The organism is Desulfamplus magnetovallimortis (genome assembly GCF_900170035.1).
Taxonomy (GTDB): Bacteria; Desulfobacterota; Desulfobacteria; order Desulfobacterales; family Desulfobacteraceae; genus Desulfamplus; species Desulfamplus magnetovallimortis.
The window spans coordinates 109,902-129,897 of record NZ_LT828554.1 but is presented as its reverse complement, the minus strand read 5'-3'; the positions used below and the strand labels follow the sequence as shown (position 1 = coordinate 129,897).

The 19,996-nt window shown below is 42.8% G+C and carries 17 protein-coding genes; 12 read left to right on the top strand and 5 right to left on the bottom strand.

The window, feature by feature from the left end; translation table 11 throughout:
* Positions 1 to 17: 17 nt before the first annotated feature.
* Positions 18 to 1,379: an amidohydrolase family protein gene (locus MTBBW1_RS20580; RefSeq protein WP_080806663.1), complete on the bottom strand. Its 1,362-nt coding sequence runs from the start codon at positions 1,377 to 1,379 to the stop codon at positions 18 to 20.
* 481 nt (positions 1,380 to 1,860) lie between these two features.
* On the opposite strand from MTBBW1_RS20580, the gene MTBBW1_RS29190 reads away from it, so the two are divergent.
* The 3 genes from MTBBW1_RS29190 (at position 1,861) to MTBBW1_RS20565 (ending at position 3,434) form a co-directional block, all read left to right on the top strand.
* Positions 1,861 to 2,754, top strand: a complete 894-nt coding sequence (locus tag MTBBW1_RS29190) for a hypothetical protein (RefSeq protein ID WP_222424124.1) — start codon at positions 1,861 to 1,863, stop codon at positions 2,752 to 2,754.
* A gap of 28 nt (positions 2,755 to 2,782) precedes the next feature.
* Positions 2,783 to 3,052, top strand: coding sequence for a hypothetical protein (locus tag MTBBW1_RS20570; protein WP_080806660.1), 270 nt, complete (start codon positions 2,783 to 2,785; stop codon positions 3,050 to 3,052).
* 73 nt (positions 3,053 to 3,125) lie between these two features.
* Positions 3,126 to 3,434 (top strand): winged helix-turn-helix domain-containing protein, encoded by a 309-nt coding sequence (locus MTBBW1_RS20565; protein WP_080806658.1) that lies wholly within the window; start codon positions 3,126 to 3,128, stop codon positions 3,432 to 3,434.
* Positions 3,435 to 3,586: 152 nt separating this feature from the next.
* Here the strand turns inward: MTBBW1_RS20565 and MTBBW1_RS20560 are convergent, their stop codons facing one another.
* Positions 3,587 to 4,909, bottom strand: coding sequence for an AAA family ATPase (locus MTBBW1_RS20560; RefSeq protein WP_222424123.1), 1,323 nt, complete (start codon positions 4,907 to 4,909; stop codon positions 3,587 to 3,589).
* A 432-nt stretch (positions 4,910 to 5,341) separates the two neighbouring features.
* Between MTBBW1_RS20560 and MTBBW1_RS20555 the strand changes: the two genes are divergently transcribed.
* Genes MTBBW1_RS20555 through MTBBW1_RS20545 form a run of 3 tightly spaced genes read left to right on the top strand, consistent with a single transcriptional unit; the run spans position 5,342 to position 9,049 of the window.
* Positions 5,342 to 6,730, top strand: coding sequence for a radical SAM protein (locus tag MTBBW1_RS20555; RefSeq protein WP_080806656.1), 1,389 nt, complete (start codon positions 5,342 to 5,344; stop codon positions 6,728 to 6,730).
* A gap of 49 nt (positions 6,731 to 6,779) precedes the next feature.
* Positions 6,780 to 8,126, top strand: a complete 1,347-nt coding sequence (gene pylC, locus MTBBW1_RS20550) for a 3-methylornithine--L-lysine ligase PylC (RefSeq protein ID WP_080806654.1) — start codon at positions 6,780 to 6,782, stop codon at positions 8,124 to 8,126.
* Entirely contained in the window at positions 8,123 to 9,049 is a 927-nt protein-coding gene (locus tag MTBBW1_RS20545) for an NAD(P)-dependent oxidoreductase (protein ID WP_080806653.1), read from the top strand. The genes pylC and MTBBW1_RS20545 overlap by 4 nt, the downstream gene beginning before the upstream one ends.
* Before the next feature lie 90 nt (positions 9,050 to 9,139).
* On the opposite strand, the gene MTBBW1_RS20540 is transcribed toward MTBBW1_RS20545, so the two are convergent.
* From MTBBW1_RS20540 to MTBBW1_RS28600, 3 genes are all read right to left on the bottom strand, one after another.
* Positions 9,140 to 10,609, bottom strand: coding sequence for a sigma-54-dependent transcriptional regulator (locus tag MTBBW1_RS20540; protein ID WP_080806651.1), 1,470 nt, complete (start codon positions 10,607 to 10,609; stop codon positions 9,140 to 9,142).
* Between the two features lie 89 nt (positions 10,610 to 10,698).
* A complete protein-coding gene (locus MTBBW1_RS20535) occupies positions 10,699 to 12,843 on the bottom strand; it encodes a cache domain-containing protein (RefSeq protein WP_186441566.1) in 2,145 nt (714 codons plus the stop codon).
* A gap of 448 nt (positions 12,844 to 13,291) precedes the next feature.
* Positions 13,292 to 13,432 carry a hypothetical protein gene (locus MTBBW1_RS28600; RefSeq protein WP_186441564.1) on the bottom strand — a complete coding sequence of 47 codons (141 nt, stop codon included), beginning with the start codon at positions 13,430 to 13,432 and terminating at the stop codon, positions 13,292 to 13,294.
* 32 nt (positions 13,433 to 13,464) lie between these two features.
* On the opposite strand from MTBBW1_RS28600, the gene MTBBW1_RS20530 reads away from it, so the two are divergent.
* The 6 genes from MTBBW1_RS20530 (at position 13,465) to gabT (ending at position 19,993) form a co-directional block, all read left to right on the top strand.
* Positions 13,465 to 14,730 (top strand): ABC transporter substrate-binding protein, encoded by a 1,266-nt coding sequence (locus MTBBW1_RS20530; protein ID WP_245809495.1) that lies wholly within the window; start codon positions 13,465 to 13,467, stop codon positions 14,728 to 14,730.
* Positions 14,731 to 15,083: 353 nt separating this feature from the next.
* On the top strand, positions 15,084 to 15,971 hold the full coding sequence (locus MTBBW1_RS20520) for a branched-chain amino acid ABC transporter permease (RefSeq protein WP_080806646.1): 888 nt from the start codon (positions 15,084 to 15,086) through the stop codon (positions 15,969 to 15,971).
* A complete protein-coding gene (locus MTBBW1_RS20515; protein WP_222424122.1) occupies positions 15,961 to 17,208 on the top strand; it encodes a branched-chain amino acid ABC transporter permease in 1,248 nt (415 codons plus the stop codon). Before MTBBW1_RS20520 ends, MTBBW1_RS20515 begins: the two co-directional genes overlap by 11 nt.
* Positions 17,205 to 17,930: an ABC transporter ATP-binding protein gene (locus MTBBW1_RS20510; protein ID WP_080806644.1), complete on the top strand. Its 726-nt coding sequence runs from the start codon at positions 17,205 to 17,207 to the stop codon at positions 17,928 to 17,930. Before MTBBW1_RS20515 ends, MTBBW1_RS20510 begins: the two co-directional genes overlap by 4 nt.
* Complete coding sequence (locus tag MTBBW1_RS20505; RefSeq protein WP_080806642.1) at positions 17,917 to 18,627, top strand: ABC transporter ATP-binding protein; 711 nt, start codon at positions 17,917 to 17,919, stop codon at positions 18,625 to 18,627. The genes MTBBW1_RS20510 and MTBBW1_RS20505 overlap by 14 nt, the downstream gene beginning before the upstream one ends.
* A gap of 118 nt (positions 18,628 to 18,745) precedes the next feature.
* Entirely contained in the window at positions 18,746 to 19,993 is a 1,248-nt protein-coding gene (gene gabT, locus MTBBW1_RS20500; protein WP_080806640.1) for a 4-aminobutyrate--2-oxoglutarate transaminase, read from the top strand.
* Positions 19,994 to 19,996: the final 3 nt, after the last annotated feature.

The window sequence follows — 19,996 nt, the reverse complement described above, 5'->3', positions numbered from 1 at the left end:
ATCGAGTGGATAATCCCTTAATCATGAAAATCAGGGTTCAAAAATTTACCATCCTTTACAAGAATAGTACCATCCACCATGACAACTCTAACATCTGAAGCCTTTGCCCCGTAAACAACAGTTGACCAGGGATTATATACAGGAACCATGTGGGGCTTTCTCAGACCAACAACGATTATATCTGCCTTTTTCCCGGGCACTATTGAACCTGTAATATGGCCAAGCCCGATGGCCCTTGCTCCGCCGATTGTTGCCATTTCAACAACACTTCTTGCATCCATTGCACATGGATCCATTAAAGCTGTCTTCTGAAGCTTTGCTGCCATGTCCATTTCAGAAAAAAGATCATGGGTATTGTTGGAGGCACAGCCATCTGTTCCAAGTCCCACTGATATATTTTCCTGCACAAGCTTCCAGGCAGGCGCAATACCTGATGCAAGTTTCATATTTGATTCTGGACAATGTGCAACCTTTGCAGAACGACTTTTTATGATCTCCATGTCTGCATCATTTATCCAGACAGCATGAACAAGAAGAGTCTTATCATCCAGAATTCCTGCAGAGTCAAGATATTGAACCACTGACATATCTCTTGATTCATCACCGCTTATTGATGAGTTGATTCTCCTTACCATGTTCATCTCTTCCCTTGTTTCAGCCACATGAATCTGAAAAAGCACTCCAAGCCTTTTGGCCATCTCCTTTGCCTTTATAAGTGTCTCCCTTGAACATGTGTAAGGGGAGTGGCAAAAAACAGATGGTACAACTCTGGAATATCCGGCATCCTGTATTCTGGAATGTCCGGCATCTTGCACATAAGATTTGTTTGTTGATGAAAAAGATTTCCATTTCCTGACAAAATCTTCGGCAACATCAATGTTTTTTGCAGGCTCAGGAACACCAGGAGCCGGAAAATCAATTACACCCTGACCAAGAACCGCCCTCATTCCGGATGCCATAACCGCCTCTGCCACCTGATCTTCATAAAAATAGCCGTCACAGCAGGTTGTGATTCCGGCAAGAAGCATCTCCATGCAGGAGTGCAATGCCCATTTTTTTACAGAATCGGGATTTAACATTGCTGCCTCTGCCGGAAAAATATGTTCATTTAGCCACACATCAAGGGGCAGATCATCTGCAAGGCCCCTAAACATTGACATGGGCAGATGTGTATGGCAGTTGACAAGACCTGGCATTATTATGTGTGACTCTGCGTCAATAACAGTTTCAACTCTTCCATGACGCTTCGCAATTTCCCTTGATGTGCCGCAATCAACTATGATGCCATCCTTTATGAATATTGCCCCGTCTTCCACAAGTGGCATTTCCTGTTCCATGGTCAACAGAAGTCCGTTTATTATTAAAATTGAATTTTTCATCCTTTTTTACTGCTCCTGACGTATTTAATGACTGGCGTATTTTTTTGCAGCCAAATCTCGGCATCCTTAGCCAAATCTCGGTATTCTTAGCCAAATCTCGGTATCCTTAGGCAAATCTCGGTATCCTTCATTTGAAGTCAAAAGTACCTTACACTTTTTGGAGGATGATCCCCTAAAAAAGGGCACGTAATTATGGAAAGTGTAAAGCGGAAAATGAAACATGCCCAAATATCTATTTAAAAATCTCCCTGTCAACTTTCCCTGAAATAATAAGAAAAGGTGACAAAAAAAATACACTTTATTATTATGCTCAAAAATAGTATATTCGGTATGTTTAGATTTTAAAATGGGTATGTTATTTCGCGCTCATTCCTTAATTTAAAAGTAACTCAATCAACAACACACCCAAATTATTGCAACAATAAAATTTCTTTTCTAAACGGCAAGTATTATGCCACTGATTCAGGGTAATTTTTCAAATATGGAAAAATGTCAATCAAACTATGATTGTGATAGCAGACTGCGAGACCTCCTGATCAATAAAATTTTAATTGTTTCAGCCATTGCTGCTGTTACAGCTTTTGCGAGTACACAGATAAGAGCAATGTATATTGGTTGGACGTATAGAGACATTCTTAACCTACTTATTGTAACTTCAATAGTGATTCTCGCCATTAAACGTAAAAAAATCAAAACCAATCATAAAGCACTATCCATTATAACCCTATTCTCAGCAGGTAGTATTACAGGAGTATATTACCTTGGAATGCTTGGCGGTTCTGTGTTTATATTTCCAGCAGCAGCAGTAATAGTTGCAGTTTTCTATTCATACCGTACAACCCTGATATTCATTGTATCATATCTTTTATTATGCTGCATTGTGGCAATTAGATTCTGCTCAGGCATTACAATGCCAGCACTCAATGCAGAGTTCCTGACAACCAGTTACAGCCACTGGGTCGTATATATCATCTGCATAGCCTTATTTTTCTCAATTATGTGTGTAACCATACATAACTATCGAAAAACAATGAGAATAATGATTGAAAAAATCAGCCGCCAGAGAAATGAGCTTGCAGAAAAAAATCAGGAACTTATGGATGCCTCAAACAGCATCAAAATATTAAGTGGTCTATTACCGATATGCTCTTCCTGCAAAAAAATCCGTGATGATAAAGGTTACTGGAATCAACTTGAATCCTATATCAAAGATCATTCAGAAGCAGACTTCAGTCATGGAATCTGTCCGGAGTGTTTAAAATCTCTCTATCCCGAACAATATAACATACTGAAAAATCGGAATAAGGAGAAAGCCAACAGAGAAACAGAAAGTTTGACATACAACAGGAAAAATAGACAATGTCAAGAAAATTGATCTCTTTTGAAGCTAAGGAAATACTGATATGTTCCCTGACAGAAAACTACAACTGAAAATCCTTGAAAAGCTAAAGCAGAGTTATCCAGCAAGCGTGGATATTTCAAAGTTGAAAGAGAGCCTATATACCCATGAAGATCCTGATTTTAATATTAATCTTCATTATCTCCACGACCATGGGCTTATAAGGGGAGATGTGGATTTTTTTCTTTTTCAAATTACAGTGAGTGGTATAGATCTTATTGCAGATGATGGTGGGCTTAATGCAATATTAAAGGAAAAAACAGGAGGCTTTTGAAGGGAAAATGTTCATGGCTGAATTCCGGCGCACCCCGAAACCCAAAATATAGATAGTTTCACGGTAAAGAAAAATGAACAATGAAAGTATGCAAACAATCAGGCAGCAAATAATAACTCTTCTTGAAAACTCTCCGTCAACTGCACGGGATATTTCCCAGGATGTTGGTATCAGTGAAAAAGATGTCTCTTATCATCTGGCATCCATAGAAAAATCTGTCAAAAACCAAAACAAAAAATTACATATTGACCCATATTATTGCCTGAGTTGCGGATTTCAATTCAAGAAAAGGAACAGTTTTAAAAAACCTGGCAAATGCCCGGGATGCAAGGATGGCAGAATCGCGCAAGCAGTGTTCAAGATTGTATCGAAGTCAGCTTAATATTAATAAAAACAATCAATTATAAGCATTAATGCTGACAATACACAAGTAGCTTCGTTTTTATTGTCATCATCGTCTTTTTCTCCGTCGTGGAACTTCTTCAGGTTGCGCCGGTTCATAAGACTTCAATCCTTGATCTCCAGTAAATATCTCTACATTGAAACCCCTTCGGTTGACAACCTGCCGATGGTTCCGCCTGCCATCAGTTTGGGTAACTGTTCAATATCTTCAAGTTGCCTGAGAAGGCTGGAACCCGTCCGCTCCTCAGGATGTGCAACGGTGATGAAAGGAACCATTGTGTTGCCAAATGCATCCAGCAGGGCGGGATTGTGCGTTGTTACAACAACATCTATACTTCGCTTTAGTCCCAGTGTTTTCAACATATCAATCAAAATTTTTGCCCTTGATGGATGCAGGCCGTTATCAATTTCCTCAATAATCAGCAAACTCTCCTCTTTTCTGGTCAAAAGTGCAGTTACAATGGCCAGGTAACGCAACGTGCCGTCAGACATGCCCCGGGCATCCACTTCATATTTTTCAGTTCCCCAGCCTTCTTCGCAATAAAGCATGGCATCGGTTTTAAATTTACCCACCGGCTCAGTCCATACCCGTTTGACATCTTTTTCCGGCAAGTCTTTCAGGTAATGTGTCAGCGCTTTTTCTACCTCTTCTTTCCTCTGACTCTCCAAACCCGCAAGGACACCGGCAATATTGGAACCGTCGGATTGGAGCGTATCAGCAAACGGTTTGTAATCCCGCATGTGGCTTGGAATCGGATCAAATACAAATATTGACCGCAATTCATTCAATATTTTTTTGACCGCATCAACGACCTCTTTTCGGAGATTAAGCGTTTCCGCCTGGAATAAAATGGCGTGTGAGCGATTCAAGTCGATTCGTTTTCCTCGGCCTTGTGTGCCCGTATTAAAATAGGTGGGCAAGCCCGGTGAATCTGATTCATCTTCTGCTGTTTTGAATAGAAACTTCTCTCTGATCTGCTTTTTTTTTCCAGACTGTGTCAGGATTGACAGTGCCTCATAAGAAACATCTACTTTTGCATCGTTCACTTTACAATTAATTACATATTGATAATCCTGTTTTTCTGATTTTTCAGTAATCACCGTAATTGTAAATTTATCATACGGCTTGCGGCAAACCCATTCAAAACCGCCCCGAATTGGCAACAAATTGACGTCTCCATTAATTGCTTGTGAAATGGAAAAATTTGAAGCAATCCTCATCAAAAAAAGAAAGGTATCCAGTAAATTTGATTTACCGCTTGCATTTGCCCCGATCAGTATCGTCAGGGGATCAATATAAAATGTTGCATTTTCGAAACTTTTCCAGTTTCCAACAGTAATTTCCTTTATCATAATCACTCCACCTTCAAGGGTTTCGGCAAAATGAGGCCGCATGGTTTCATCCTCCAGGGCATCTTTTGCCTCATCGGGAACTGAAGATTCCAACAATCCCAAAAGAGGCTCTGTATCCCTATGATCTGCGACATAATACTTGATGTAATCTAACAGCCGTGCAGTTACTCAAAAATGGGAGTTGGTTCTAATTTCGGCCAATGATAATTTTTGAGAGGGTGTCTGAAGTTAGAACCAACCCCCAAAAATGCAGAAATAAAAAATTCTACCATATATAAATCAACTTCACCATGAAAACGTATCTGATATACCACCAGGGCATGCACTTTTTGTTTGTCATTTATATGTTGATGATTATAATCAACTTGATTATCTGCTATGTTTCATGATTACTTTACACTTTTGCAAAATTGAAAACTGGATATCAACATTAATATGAAAAAAATGAAGAAAACCTTCGACAATCTGTTTCAAATATGATTTTTTTTTCTGCTGCATAAACGAACAGATTATTACCCATTTGGAGTAAAATAAATGTTTCAGGTAGAATACAGTGATCCCAGGTACAAAGCCCGGGATATGCTTGAATTAATACTAAACAAAATAATGTCCGGTAAAACACCTGATATGATTGAAACAACTTTTCTTCTCTCTCTGAAGAAACAAGAAGAGATTCAACTTCTGAAAAGAGTTGCCAGAACAATAAGAAAACGACATTTTGGAAACAAGGTATTTATGTATGGGTTTATCTATTTCAGCACTCATTGTAGAAACAACTGTACATTTTGCCATTTCAGAAAATCAAACAAGGGCCTTGTACGCTACAGAAAAACACCTGAAGAGGTAATTGAAACAGCTTGTCATATGGCTGATTCCGGAGTTCATCTGATTGATCTTACCATGGGAGAGGATTTGAAATTTTACAGCCAGCATGAAAACATTAACAATGACCTCCATGAAAACACGTACAAACACCTCCATGAAAACACGTACAAACACCTCCATGAAAGCACGAACAAGCACCTCCATGAAGCCATGAACAAACATCACCATGAGTGGATGGGCAATCAACAGCCAGATGGAATGAAAACAGTTGTGGATATGGTATCATCAATCCATGCAAAGACCGGCCTTCCTGTCATGATATCACTTGGGAAAATTCCTGTTGAACTTATGTCGGATTTCAAAAATGCAGGAGCAGCCTTTTATGCATGCTACCAGGAAACCCATAACAGAAGCCTTTTTGAAAAAATTCGTAAAGATCAGGATTATGACGAACGTTATAACAGCAAACTTTATGCAAAAAAAGCGGGATTACTGATTGAAGAGGGACTTTTAAGCGGCATAGGAGATACTATTGACGATACTGTAAATTCCCTGTTTGAAATGAAGTCAATGGATGCTGACCAGACAAGATCCATGACATTTATACCCCAAAATGGCACTCCTCTGGAGCGTCATCCATATGTTGACCCTCAAAAAGAGCTTTTAACAATATCTGTAATGAGAACCCTTTTTCCTGACAGACTGATTCCTGCATCCCTTGATATTGATGGCCTTTCAGGCCTAAGACAAAGACTTAATGCAGGTGCAAATGTTGTCACATCCCTTGTACCCCCTGGAAAAGGTCTTGCAGGAGTTGCTCACTCATCCCTTGACATTGAAGATGCCAGACGAACACCTGAAAGCATCCTGCCTGTTCTGGAAGAATGTTCGCTTGTTCCTGCTTCATGTGATGATTTCAATCACTGGATTTCCATGAGAAAACTCTCTTCATGCATTACAAAGCCATTAAATGATTCTCCAAAAAAATATAACAAAACAAGCCTTTATGTAGAAAATTACCCAACCTTATCTGCCCACCAAAATGATGCGGATCTTTTCACTGTAAACGGACATGCCTGTCATTCAGCCACCCCATAACATAAAAATTTGTATCCATTTTCACGGTAAAAAAGGCGGAAAAAATTAAATGAAAATTGTAATTGCAGGAGGGAATCTCCAGGGTGTTGAAGCTGCATATCTTGCCCTGAAAGCCGGATGGCATGTAACTGTAATTGACAAACAACCCCGCCCGCCGGCATCAGGATTATGCCACAAATTTATTGAGCTTGATTTAAAAGAGTTGACAAGAGCAGGGGGCTTTATCAAAAAAGTTAGAAAACCCAATGAAATTACAACAACAGAAGGCACTCAAAATGCAGTTAAAAAAGATACTCAAATTACAATAAAAAAAGCCTTCCAAAATGCTGATTTTATCCTTCCGGCACTTGAAAACAAACAAGCGCTTGATGCTCTTACCATCTTTGCAGATGAGCATAATATTCCGCTTGCTTTTTCACCAGAAGCATATGCTGTATCATCATCCAAAAAAGAGTCTGACAAACTTTTTGCAGACATTGGCATCCCTGCCCCTATCCCATGGCCTCACTGCGGTTTTCCGGCCATTGGCAAACCAGACAATGCAAGCGGGAGCAAAGGAATCACAATTTTAAAATCAGCAAAAGAGTTCCAATCATACATAAATCTTGAATCATCAACCGAACTTCCTGTTATTCAGCAGTATATAGACGGCCCTTCATACTCAATTGAGGTCATGGGATTTAATGGAAATTACAGGGCTCTTGAGATAACAGAGCTTTTCATGGACGACCTTTATGATTGCTGTCGGGTTACATCCCCTGTTGATATTCCTTTGCATCTTGTTGAATCCTTTGAAAATATAAGTATCTCCATTGCAAAGTCACTTAATCTTAAAGGTATTATGGATGTTGAAGTGATTCTCCATGAAAACAGACTCAAGGTTCTTGAGATTGACGCACGTCTGCCAAGTCAGACACCAACAGCGGTTTTTCACTCCACCGGAATCAATATGGTCGAAATGCTGGGGGAAATTTTTGTTAACAGCCATCTGCCAACAATTAAAAAAAGTTGTGGAGCATCAACAGCAATCCAGAGTAAAGCATCAAAAAAACATGTCATATATGAACACATCAAAGTTAATACAGGGCAACACATTGAAAAACAGAATCGAGATAAAAAATATGCTTCATTAGATGCCTTATACAACTTACAAAAATCATATGATTTACAAAAGAAAACCGTAAGCTCAATCGAGTTCTGTGGAGAACACATAATGTCAACAGGAACCCCGCTATATCTTATTACAGACTTTTTTGGTGCTGACGAGGCCATTACTGATTTCAGAGAAGATGCTTCACAATTTGTGGCGACTTTGATTTTTTGCGGCAATTCAAATAAAGACGTTCAAAATAAAAGAAACGCCTGCATTGATTCCATACAAAGGTGGTTAAAATGACAAGATTAAAAAGTACCGACATTGAAGATATTGAAACCGGACTTGAGAGCTATGATCGTAGTCTTTTTGCAAAGACAGGCTGTAATCTTGCAGAAATTGCCATGACTGCCAATTCTTACGACTATGAAAAAAATGAAGGATATTTCAACGGTAAAAATATAAAAAACTTCAATATCAAAGTAGTTCCTGTAACCGCCGGTCTCGGGATCATATCAACATTTTCGGAAACCGTATGTGCTATATTAAAACACATTGGCTTTAAAGCATCTGTAACTAAAAATAAAGACTCATCAGGAATAGCAGAAGCATTTGAAGACGAAGCAGATGCAATAATGATGTCCGATGACAACCGTTTTGTGGGGATAAACCTCAATACAAGGAAGGTTGTTGACAACAGCGAAGCCACAGGAAGGGCATTTTCAACAGCTCTGGCTTTAATGGCAAAAGGGTTTGAAAGAGAGGATGTGATGATGGCAAAAGGGCTTAAAAGAGCGAATGTGATAATGGCAAAAAAGGTTGCAAGAACAAATGTGCTTGTAATGGGTTGCGGCCCTGTTGGACAAAGTGCAGCAGAAACGCTTATTAATCTCGGAGCAAAAATTACACTTTATGATATTGCAGAGAAAAAAGCCCAACTTTTAAAGTCAAAAATAAACAAAAACTTTCTCCACAATCATAAAAACCATATAGAGGTTGCAACTGATATCAAAAAAGAGCTGGCAAATCACCGCTTGATTATTGAAGCAACCCCTGTTGATGATACCATCGGCAAAGAATTTATTTATCCTGAAACCCTTGTGGCTGCACCTGGAGTCCCCCTTGGACTAAGCATAGAGGCTTTAAATGCTATACCTGAAAACCATCTCATACATGACAAACTTGAACTTGGTGTTGCTGTTATGGGCTTTTCATTGCTCAGGTAATTTTTTTTACCCTTAACAGCCACCAAATTCTTTGACTAATGCTGAACAATCCAGCATAATCAACCAGGCAATTGTGCTAAAAGCAATTGATCATTTTCGTCTTTTTTTTAACCGCTTGCTCAACGCCTGTTTGGATATCCCCAGCATACCAGCGGCCTTACTCTGGTTATTTCCAGATCGTTTCAAAGCCTGGTCAATCCCATACTCCGTCAACTGATTCAGAGTAGGGAAGCCCCCGAAAATGTATTCAAGAGCATCTATGCCGCCCATTTGATCTTTATGGGAATTTTCATCTATGGCACAATCCTTACGGAGTTTTGTAGCAACACCCATTCCTGGTTTAAGCCGATCAAGGATATCATTCTCTGTCAGCTCCCTGGTGGTGCATCTGGCAACAGCATCAAAAATATATGTCTTGAGTTCACGGATATTGCCTGGAAAGGGATGTGTGGAAAGTATGGCAATAAGGGAATCTGCAATTGATACAACTTCCCTGTTCATCTGATCTGCTGCCTTGGCCTTGAAATGCTCCACCAGAAGCGGGATATCTTCGGTTCGTTCCCTAAGTGGCGGAAGAATCAAAAGGTGAGTGCTTAAACGATAAAAAAGATCCATGCGAAAGGAGTTCTCCTCCTCTGCTCCCTCAGAGCTATGGACCTGGTGATTGAGTTTTTTATTGGTGGCCGTGATAATCCGTGTGCTGCTCGTTTTAGGTTGATCCGACCCCAAAGGGTAATAAAGGCCCTCCTGAACCAAACGCAGCAGCTTAATCTGTGAGACCTTTGTCAAATCCCCGATTTCGTCCAGAAAGAGCGTCCCATTGTTAGCCTTTTTAATAAGGCCCGGACGATCCTTTTCCGCTCCGGTATAGGCACCCCTTTTATGACCAAAAAGGGTATCTGAAAATAGCGGGTCATCAAGACCTGACACATCCACCACCACAAAATCTCCGGTAACTCCACTTGCATCATGGATAGCCCTTGCAGTAAGCTCTTTTCCCGATCCTGTCTCCCCAAGAATTAATACAGGCTGACCACTTGGAGCAATGGCCTCAATGTAATGAAACAGGGTAAACATGGCAGGACTTTTTGTGATTATTTCCCTGAAATATTCAGGATGATTAAGCTTTTGGGAGAGGGAAAACCCCTTTAGATTCATCACCTCCTGCCTGAGAGTAGAGATCTCAAGAGCATTTCTCAAAGCAGACCCAAAGGTATTCATGTTTATTGGCTTGACCAGGTAGTCATGGGCACCCAGTTTCAGACATTCCACCGCTGTTTCAATGTCGGAATTTGCCGTACAGATTACCACTGGAATATGCGGTCTTGCCACCTTTAATTCCTGCAAAACCTCTTTTCCAGATTTTTGGGGCATATTCAGATCAAGAAACACCACACAGGTGAGAAGAGATTCAAGGGTGGCCATCACGCTTCTGCTATCCTTTATGGTGATAATCTTTTTCACCCCCATGGATTGAAGCAGAAAACTGTATGCATCAAGCTCTGACTGCTCATCATCCACAAATACAACCGGTATGTCTGATTTATGAAAATCCAGCATTCTTTCTCCATTGGGTTAAGGTGAGGCTGTTTTGGCGCCAAACTTTCAGATACAAATAAGTCTAAAATTACACTTTGGTAGCGAAGTAGTTATTTTTTCTCTGACATGGGAAGACGTATGGTAAAAATCGCACCTTCAGGCGTACTTTGGGCATCAATGGTACCCTTCATCTCCTTTTCCACAATCATTTTAGCCATATAAAGCCCGATGCCCGTACCTGTTGAGGTTCCTCTTGTGGAAAAATAGGGAGTAAAAATTTTTTCCAGCAAATGATCGGGTATGCCGGTGCCGGAATCCTGAATATCAAGATTTACATAAATATCATCAATATCAACAGATATCGTTATAAGGCGAAGATTATCTTTGCTCTGTTTTTCCTCTTTCTCATGGATTGCATCTTTGGCATTTGAAACAATATTTACCAGAACATGGACAAATTCATTTCTGTAGCCAAATACCGGAAGTTTTTGAGCGTCAGCATCAAAGGGAGAGTCAATCTTGAGGGTGATGCCGTTCTGTTTAAGCTGTGCCCTGACAAGTTTAACCGCAATCTGAACAGCCTCCATGATATCAAATTTCTGCTTGTTCTTGGACGGACGAAAGTACTCCCTGAAATCGTTGATGGTACGGGACATGAACTGAATCTGTGCATCCGCTTCAGTTACGAGTTTTTCGATAAAGGATTTGCTGATCATCCCGTTATAAAAGGCTGCCGGCAGACTTGCAATATATGTGGAAAGGGCATTCAAGGGCTGTCGCCACTGATGGGCAATGGCACTTAGCATCTCTCCCATGGCCGCCATCTTCTGTGCCTGCCGGAGCTGCTGTTCGGCCAGGGCTCTTTTTGAAATATCCCATATACTGTAAATGGTGACAAGTTCCCTGTCAAGGCTCAGGGTTTTAAGTGCCACCTCAGCCGGAAATTCGCTCTCATCTGCCCTTTTGAATGTCCATTCAAAGATATCCTGTTCTCCTGCTATAAGCTTCTGCGTCATGCTGTCAAAATTTTCACAGCTCTCATTACCATCCTGCTGGTTTGCAGGCGATAGCTCCAGCATTGTTTTACCCACGATCTCACTGGCACTCATCCCGAACATGGCAAGAGTTTTTTCGTTACACTCAATAAATACATTATTCTTACTGATCATGATTGCATTGGTGGCCATATCAAAAAGGGTTCTGTAACGGGTTTCAATCTCTTTCCTTTTTGTGATCTCCCCCTTGAGATCCCGCTCTTTTCCCGAGAGAATTTTGTTATGCTTTCTGACTGTACTTTCAAAATTTCGCCTGGAAAGCATGAAAATAAAAACTCCGCCACCGACAATCATGATCATAAGCAGCATCAAAATCCCCAAAATTTTAAAAACCACCTCCATGGCAAAGAGCATGGCGGTGTTCCGTGCAAGGGTGTAGGCCTCCTGCTTTTCCACTGTGGTACAAAGATACCATCCTGTGTTGACGAGCTTCTGGAAAGATAGCACCTTTTGTGTGTCACGGTAACGATAATACCATGTACCGGCTGTCGTTTCAGTGAAAACCCCTGGTATTCCGGAAAGACCTGGAACCGCATCCTGAATTTTTGTGGTCATAAGAAGATTGGAATCCGGATGGACAAGAATGGTGCCCTGACTGTCAATTACAAAAGTATAGCCTGTATTGCCTATCTTGACGTTCATCACGTTCTTTTTAAGGGTATCCAGAATAATATCTGCGCTTAAAACACCGGCAAAAGCTTTTTTACCTGTCTTCTCTTTTACGCTCAGGGGCTTCACGATGGCAATGACCATCTTCCCGGTGGTCAGATCCCTGTATGGAGTTGTTAGAGATATTTTGTTTTCCAGAACAGCTTTTTCGTACCAGGGTCTTTTCCTTGGATCGTAACCTGCCGGCACTGCCCAGTCAGCACCGTCAATCATTGTACCATCCTTAAGACCGATATAGACATCAGAAAAATTTCCGGCTTTCATGGCCATTTTCAGTAAACGCAGGGTTTCAGAAGTGTTTCCAATAGGAATCTGCTCAACCGCTTCCCCTGTTGCATTGATGATGTTCAGATGCTGTTCAAGCCAGAGATCAACAATTTTGGCAGCTTCCCTTGCAATGCTCTGCTGATGGTTCTCAACGGTTTTACGGGTGATTATCCGTGTGCTGTTATAGGTAAGTGCAATACCTGCAAGGGTCAGGGCAACAACAAATAAAACGATCTTAAATAAATGGGTTGTGTTAAAGGGCATTATCGCCTCCAACCAAAATGTTACACATTTTCTTACATCTTTTAACAAAAAAAACCTCATGAGGCAAATATGCATGAACCGAACCACCATACAGATGGTGGAGTAACAGATATGGATTCATTTCAAAGCAATATGTTTTGGTCAACCATGGGAGACAAAGTCAACTTTTGTTGACCGCATTGGTTGACCTCAATATAGCGTAAAACATTAATGCCTGCCCATAAAACAAATTTTATTAACATTATCAAACTCTTATAAACATCACTACTATCCGGCACACCCTTTGCTATCTCCTTAACATACTTTTCACCATTTAAATATTAAACGGGAATGATTGTTATAAGAAAGTCCCCGTTTTTTAAGACTCATGAGGACTTTCATACTTCGTTGTGGCAGATGAATCTGCCATGGCCGTTATATTAAACAGGCATGATTGATTACGTATCAATCACCCCCAAATATAAAAATGATAGTCATTTTCACGGTAAAGAACCGCTTTTGAACAATTTGCCATTTCCTGAATGGCCATGACTTCCACCACTGAAGTTTCAATGACAATCCGGCTGCAAAGGGCATCCGGAAAGCTCATTTCACCATCATAAACAATTAGGAGAAAATGCTATGAAAAAGAGTCTGGGTCTAAAACCTCGACACTCGGTTTATGCGGCAATGGCATCAATTGCCACCATTATCCTGGGACTATTCATCCTGACCGGCCCTGCGGGTGCATCGGATCAGGTAGTAAAAATCGGAAATATAATCCCCCTCTCCGGCCCTTCGGCTTCTGTGGGAGCACAGGGGAAAAATGCACGGGAGATGGCAGTTGAGGAGATCAATGCAGCAGGCGGCATCAAGTCCCTTGGCGGCGCTAAATTAGAACTTATCTATGCCGATTCTGAATCAAAGCCCGAGAAAGGCGTTGCCGAGGCTGAACGACTCATTCACACAGAAAAGGTCAATGTTCTGACCGGCTGCTGGAACTCGGCTGTCACCTACCCCACAACTGCGGTTGCTGAAAGATACGGCATTCCCTTTGTGGTACCAGTCTCTGTGGCTGACAAGATTACAAATCAGGGATTCAAGAATGTCTTCAGAATTGCTGCCAAAGATTCCTGGTGGGCACGGGATCAATTCACCTTTATGAAAGATATGTCAGCAGAATTTAACACCCCAATAAAAAAGCTGGCATTTGTCTATGAAAACGGCGACTGGGGTCAGGGACTTGCCACCCAGTGGAAAGAACTTGCCAAAGAGGCGGGCTACGAGGTTGTTTTGGACGAGCCATATCCATCAACTGCAACGGATTTAAGTCCAGTGGTTCAGAAGGTAAGACGATCAAAGGCTGATGTTCTCATGCTGGTTTCCAATGCTGTGGATGCCATCCTTTTGACCAATACCCTTGCTGAATACCGCGTACAGCTAAAAGCCATCATCACCACCGGCGGCGGCCATGCAGATCCATCATTTTTGAAGACCACCCGTAACAATTCCCAGTATATTTTCGACATTGTGGAGTGGGAGACAGACGTTAACAAGGCCGGTGCTGCTGAAACCAATGAAAAATACAAAGCAAAATATGGCAACAATCTCACAGGAGAGGCAGTGGATGCCTATCTTGCCATGTATGTTATAAAAGACGCACTGGAGAGAGCCGGAAGCCTTGAGCCGGACAAAATCAGGGAAGCTCTGGCTTCCACCAATCTGACAGATGGTCCCGGCATGATCGTGGGATACGATGCCGTTGAATTTGATGCCACAGGTCAGAACAGACACGCTTCTCTTGTCATGGTGCAGATCAACGATGTCGGCAACGGCATGGAGAGAATCAGCGTATGGCCAAAAAGCGCAAGGCGGGCAGGCTACACACCGGTTTTTCCGAAACCATAGAAAATGAATCATAAATACTCAAAATCGACATCTTATTGCTTTTTCAGAAGTTATTGCAGTTGTCTGAACCAGGATAACCAGGATGGATAGGATGCTCAGGATAGATAATCCTGCCTTATCCTGTTAATCTTGGGAATCCTGATTCAGACAGTGTTGACAAGGCTTACAAGATCATAGGTGTCAACTTTGAGGAAAGATGCCATAAATAACTTGCCAATTTGCATGCTTTGGGGACAGATTTTAAATCTGTCCCCGTTATTGAAAGAGGTTTTCTGATTCTCTTGCCAAAACAGCACGACAATCAGAAATAAGAATCTGAACAGCCTCATATCCATCTGCCCTGGAGATAACTTATGATTTATTTTATTGAAGATGCCATAAACGGAATTTTGATGGGAAGCATCTATGGTCTCACCGCCCTGGGACTTACCATCATTTTCGGGGTGCTTAAAGTGGTCAATTTTGCCCATGGTTCCCTGCTGATGGTGGGGATGTATGTGGCATTCTGGACTGTTTCCCTGACAGGACTTCACCCCTATCTGTCACTGATTATCGTGGTGCCGGTCATGTACGGCTTTGGCTACTGTTTGCAGGCTGTGGTGATCAAGCCCATATTCAAGGCGGAAAAAAACGTCAGGGAACCACTTACTGTAATTATCGTCACCACAGGTGTCTGGTACATTCTCGACAACATGACCCTGCTGATTTTCGGCCCCCAGTACAGATCCATACAGGACAACCCTCTAAAAGGCAAGATGATCGAAATCGGTGAGATGATGATTTCCGTACCCAAACTGTGGGGCTGCATCATCGCCATTGTTACTGCTGTGGGGGTGTACTGGTTTCTCCAGAAAACCAGAACCGGCCGTGCCATAAGGGCAACAAGCCTGGATCGGGATGCGGCAAGCCTTTCGGGAATAAACCAGTATCGAATCTACAACATGACATTTGGTATTGGTACTGCCATTGCCGGAATTGCCGGAGTCACCCTGATTCCGTTCTACAATATCTTTCCCACAGTGGGGGTGCTCTTTGACATCAAGGGATTTATCATTGTGGTACTGGGGGGGCTTGGCAGTATCCATGGTGCCATCATAGGCGGTATCATCATTGGATTGATTGAATCCGTAGGTCCCCAGTTCATGACCAGCACCTGGACAGAGGCCATTGTTTACGGACTTTTTCTTTTAGTCCTTTTTGTGAAACCCTCAGGACTGTTTGGAGTGAAATATGACTGGTAAACCATATGGTGATTCAACAAATTCAACATCTTCTGCTCCGGAAGATTCTTCTCTCAAATCCCCTGCCGGATCGAAATATCCTGCTTCGGATGTCTCCCGTCCAGATTCACCTGGCGGGTCAACACTCCAGGCTTCGGAAAAATCCCATACCCATTCACCTGCCGAAGAAGAGGTTGATGCACTTGAAAAAGCAGCATTAAAGGATTCCATCGGCAAGGTATGCATGATCTTTATTGCGCTTCTGGCCTTTGGCCTGCCACTTGTCATCAAAAGCCCCACATGGCTTCACATTATTATCCTTATATATTTTTATGCCTATCTCACATCATCGTGGAACATGGTGGGCGGATTTGCCGGAGTACTCCCATTAGGGCATGCCATCTTCATTGGTATTGGTGCATATTCATCAACCATACTCTTTCTTCAGTATGGAGTAAGCCCATGGCTTGGGATGCTTGTTGGCGGGATGCTTTCTGTTTTTGTGGGGATTCTCATCGGCCTGCCAACCTTTAAAATGCGGGGAGCCTATTTTGCCCTTGCCACCATCGCCTTTGCAGAGGGGTTCCGGGTAATGGTTGAAAATATTGATTATCTTGGGCCATTGCAGATCAACGGACCAAGGGGACTTCAGATTCCCCCCCTTGATATAGGGCTTGTCAACTTCATGTTCACACGAAAGGAGCCTTACTACTACATTATCCTGATAATGCTCATAGCTGTGCTTGCTCTCACCTGGGCAATCTCCCGCTCCAAGCTCGGTTACTATCTAAATGCCGGCGGCGAAGAGCCGGAAGCGGCCATGGCTCTCGGCATCAACGTCTCAAGAGCCAAACTTGTGGCCATGGCAATGAGCAGTTTTCTCACAGCCCTTGCCGGCACATTCTACGCACAGTTTTCCCTCTTTATACACCCAAGGAGTATAATCTCCCTTGATGTTTCATTTGAAATCGCCTTTATCGCCCTCATCGGCGGCAGAGGTTCCATTGCCGGGCCCGTCTTGGGAGCACTGCTCTTGAGGCCTGTAAGCGATTTTTCCAGAATCTACTTTGGTGATGTGCTGCCTGGATTTCATCTGATCATTTACGGCGTTGTGCTGATTCTTGTGATGATCTACCAGCCAAGGGGAATACAGGAGCCACTCACACGATTTTATCACATCATGGCTGATAAACAGGCCGATCGCATGAGAGCTAACCGTCTGGAATCAGGAGTGATGAAAAAGGAGGGGAGTCAATGAAGATTCTTGAAGTCAACAACCTGACCATGCGTTTCGGAGGATTGACTGCGGTGGACAGCCTGAACCTATCCATTGAAAAAGGTGAAATCCTCGGGCTGATCGGGCCAAATGGTGCCGGTAAGTCCACTGCATTCAACTGCATTGCAGGAGTTTACACCCCAACCGAAGGCGAAGTGCGTTTCGATGGCCAGATCACAAAAAGGGAAAAACCCTGGGATCTCTGCAAAAGGGGTCTTGCAAGAACCTTTCAGATTGTAAAACCTTTTGCATCCAAAAGCGTTCTGTACAATGTCATGGTCGGGGCATTTGCCACCACAGACAAAAGGGCTGAAGCCGAGGAGAAGGCCATTAATGTCCTTAAAACCCTCAATTTTGAGGATAAAAAGGATTTCAGATCCGGAGATTTGACCATTGCCGACCGCAAGAGGCTTGAAATTGCAAGGGCGCTGGCTACGGAGCCGTCTCTTTTACTGCTGGATGAGGTTATGGCAGGTCTTCGCCCGGGAGAGGTGGACGAGATGGTTGAAATCATCCGTTTTCTAAGGGATCAGGGAGTCACCATTTTTGTGATTGAGCATATCATGCGGGCTATTATGGCTCTTTCCGACCGCATTGTGGTGATTCATTTCGGAAAAAAGATTGCCCAGGGGACTCCCCGTGAAGTGGCAGCAGATGAAAATGTAATCAAAGCCTATCTGGGGGGAGAATATGGCGTTTCTTGACATCAAAAATATCGATGTATTTTACGGGGATGTTCAGGTGATTTTCGATCTCTCCCTGAACATAAATGAAGGTGAAGTGGTCAGCATTATCGGGGGAAATGGTGCCGGCAAATCCACACTTCTGAGAACCATCTCAGGATTGATGAATCCGGCAAAGGGGCAGATCAGGTTTGAAGACGCTGCCATTGAAAGTTTGCCACCCGAGGAGATTGTTCACAAGGGAATTGTACATGTCCCTGAAGGCAGACGTCTTTTTTCCCTCATGAGCATAAAAGATAATCTCATTGTAGGCGCTTACAACGAACGGGCAGATCAATACATGGAAGAGACCCTGGAAGAGGTCTATGAGATGCTGCCAAGACTTAAGGAGAGAGAGGCTCAACTTGCCATTACCCTTTCAGGAGGGGAGCAGCAGATGGTGGCCATTGGCAGAGGGCTTATGGCAAAACCCAAAATTCTGATGCTTGATGAACCATCCCTTGGGCTTGCTCCGGTGCTCATCAACAGCATCTTTGAGACCATACGAAAAATAGCAGATCAGGGAACAACGGTTCTTCTGGTGGAACAGGATGTCAACCACTCACTGAAGTTGAGTGACAGAGGGTATGTGCTGGAGCATGGTCGTATTGCCATGGAGGGAAAAGCTCAGGATCTTCTCGGGGATCCCCATATTAAAGAGGCTTATCTCGGTATTTAAAAGTACCATATATCTATTTTGAATAAACAGGCATGATTGATTACGTATCAGTCACCCCCAAATATAAAAATGATAGCCATTTTCACGGTAAAATAAAAAAAATATGGAGAGATATAAAATGACAACCAATAAGGAAATACAGTCACTTCGCAATAATGTGATTCCCACAGGCCACGCAAGCGGCACAGCCCTATATGTGGAATCGGCAAAGGGCAGCATCATCAAGGATGTGGAAGGAAAGGAATATATTGATTTTGCCGGCGGAATTGCTGTCATGAATGTAGGACACAGCCACCCCAAAGTGGTGGCTGCCATCAAGGAACAGGCCGAAAAGTTCACCCACACCTGCTTCATGGTAACACCATATGATACAGCGGTTCGCCTTGCTGAAAAACTGTGTGCCGTGGTTCCAGGAGAGTTCCCCAAAAAGGCACTTTTTATTAACAGTGGCGCAGAAGCTGTTGAAAATGCTGTAAAAATAGCCCGCTACTACACCGGACGTCAGGCCATTGTGGTCTTTGACAACGCCTATCACGGAAGAACCTGCCTCACCATGACCATGACCGCCAAGGTAAAACCCTATAAATGGAAATTCGGCCCCTTTGCTCCGGAAATTTACAGAGCCCCCTTTGGTGATATCAAAGCGCTCAAAGAATTTTTTATCACAGGAATAGATCCCCAAAGCGTGGCAGCCATTGTGGCAGAACCTGTCCAGGGCGAAGGGGGATTCATAGCTCCCCCTGACGGATATTTTCAGGAAGTGGCTGCCCTTTGTAAAGAGAATGGCATTCTTTTCATTGCCGACGAGATCCAGAGCGGTATGGGACGTACAGGAAAAATGTTTGCCATGGAGCACTGGGGTATTGCACCGGATATCACAACGGTTGCCAAAAGTCTTGCCGCAGGCATGCCCCTTAGTGCTGTTGTGGGAAAAGCTGAGATCATGGATTGCGTTCATCCCGGCGGCCTTGGGGGAACCTATGGCGCAAACCCTGTTGCCTGTGCTGCTGCTCTTGCTGTCATGGATATATTTGAAACGGAAAATATCCTTGAAAAATCAGTCAAATTGGGGAATCATCTTTTAGATCGTTTCAAAAAATGGGAGTCCCGTTTTGATCATGTGGGTGAGATCAGAGGCCTGGGTGCCATGCTGGGACTTGCCATTGTCAACAAAGATGATACACCCTCAGCAGAAAAAGCCAAAGCCCTCTCATCATTCTGTTTTGACAACGGGCTTGTGATTCTGGTTTGTGGTGTCCATGGCAATATCATAAGGGTGCTCATGCCCCTTGTGATCGAAGATGATGTGCTGGAAAAGGGGCTTTCCATTATGGAAAAAGGGCTTGAATTTATTGAACAGGAATAATAA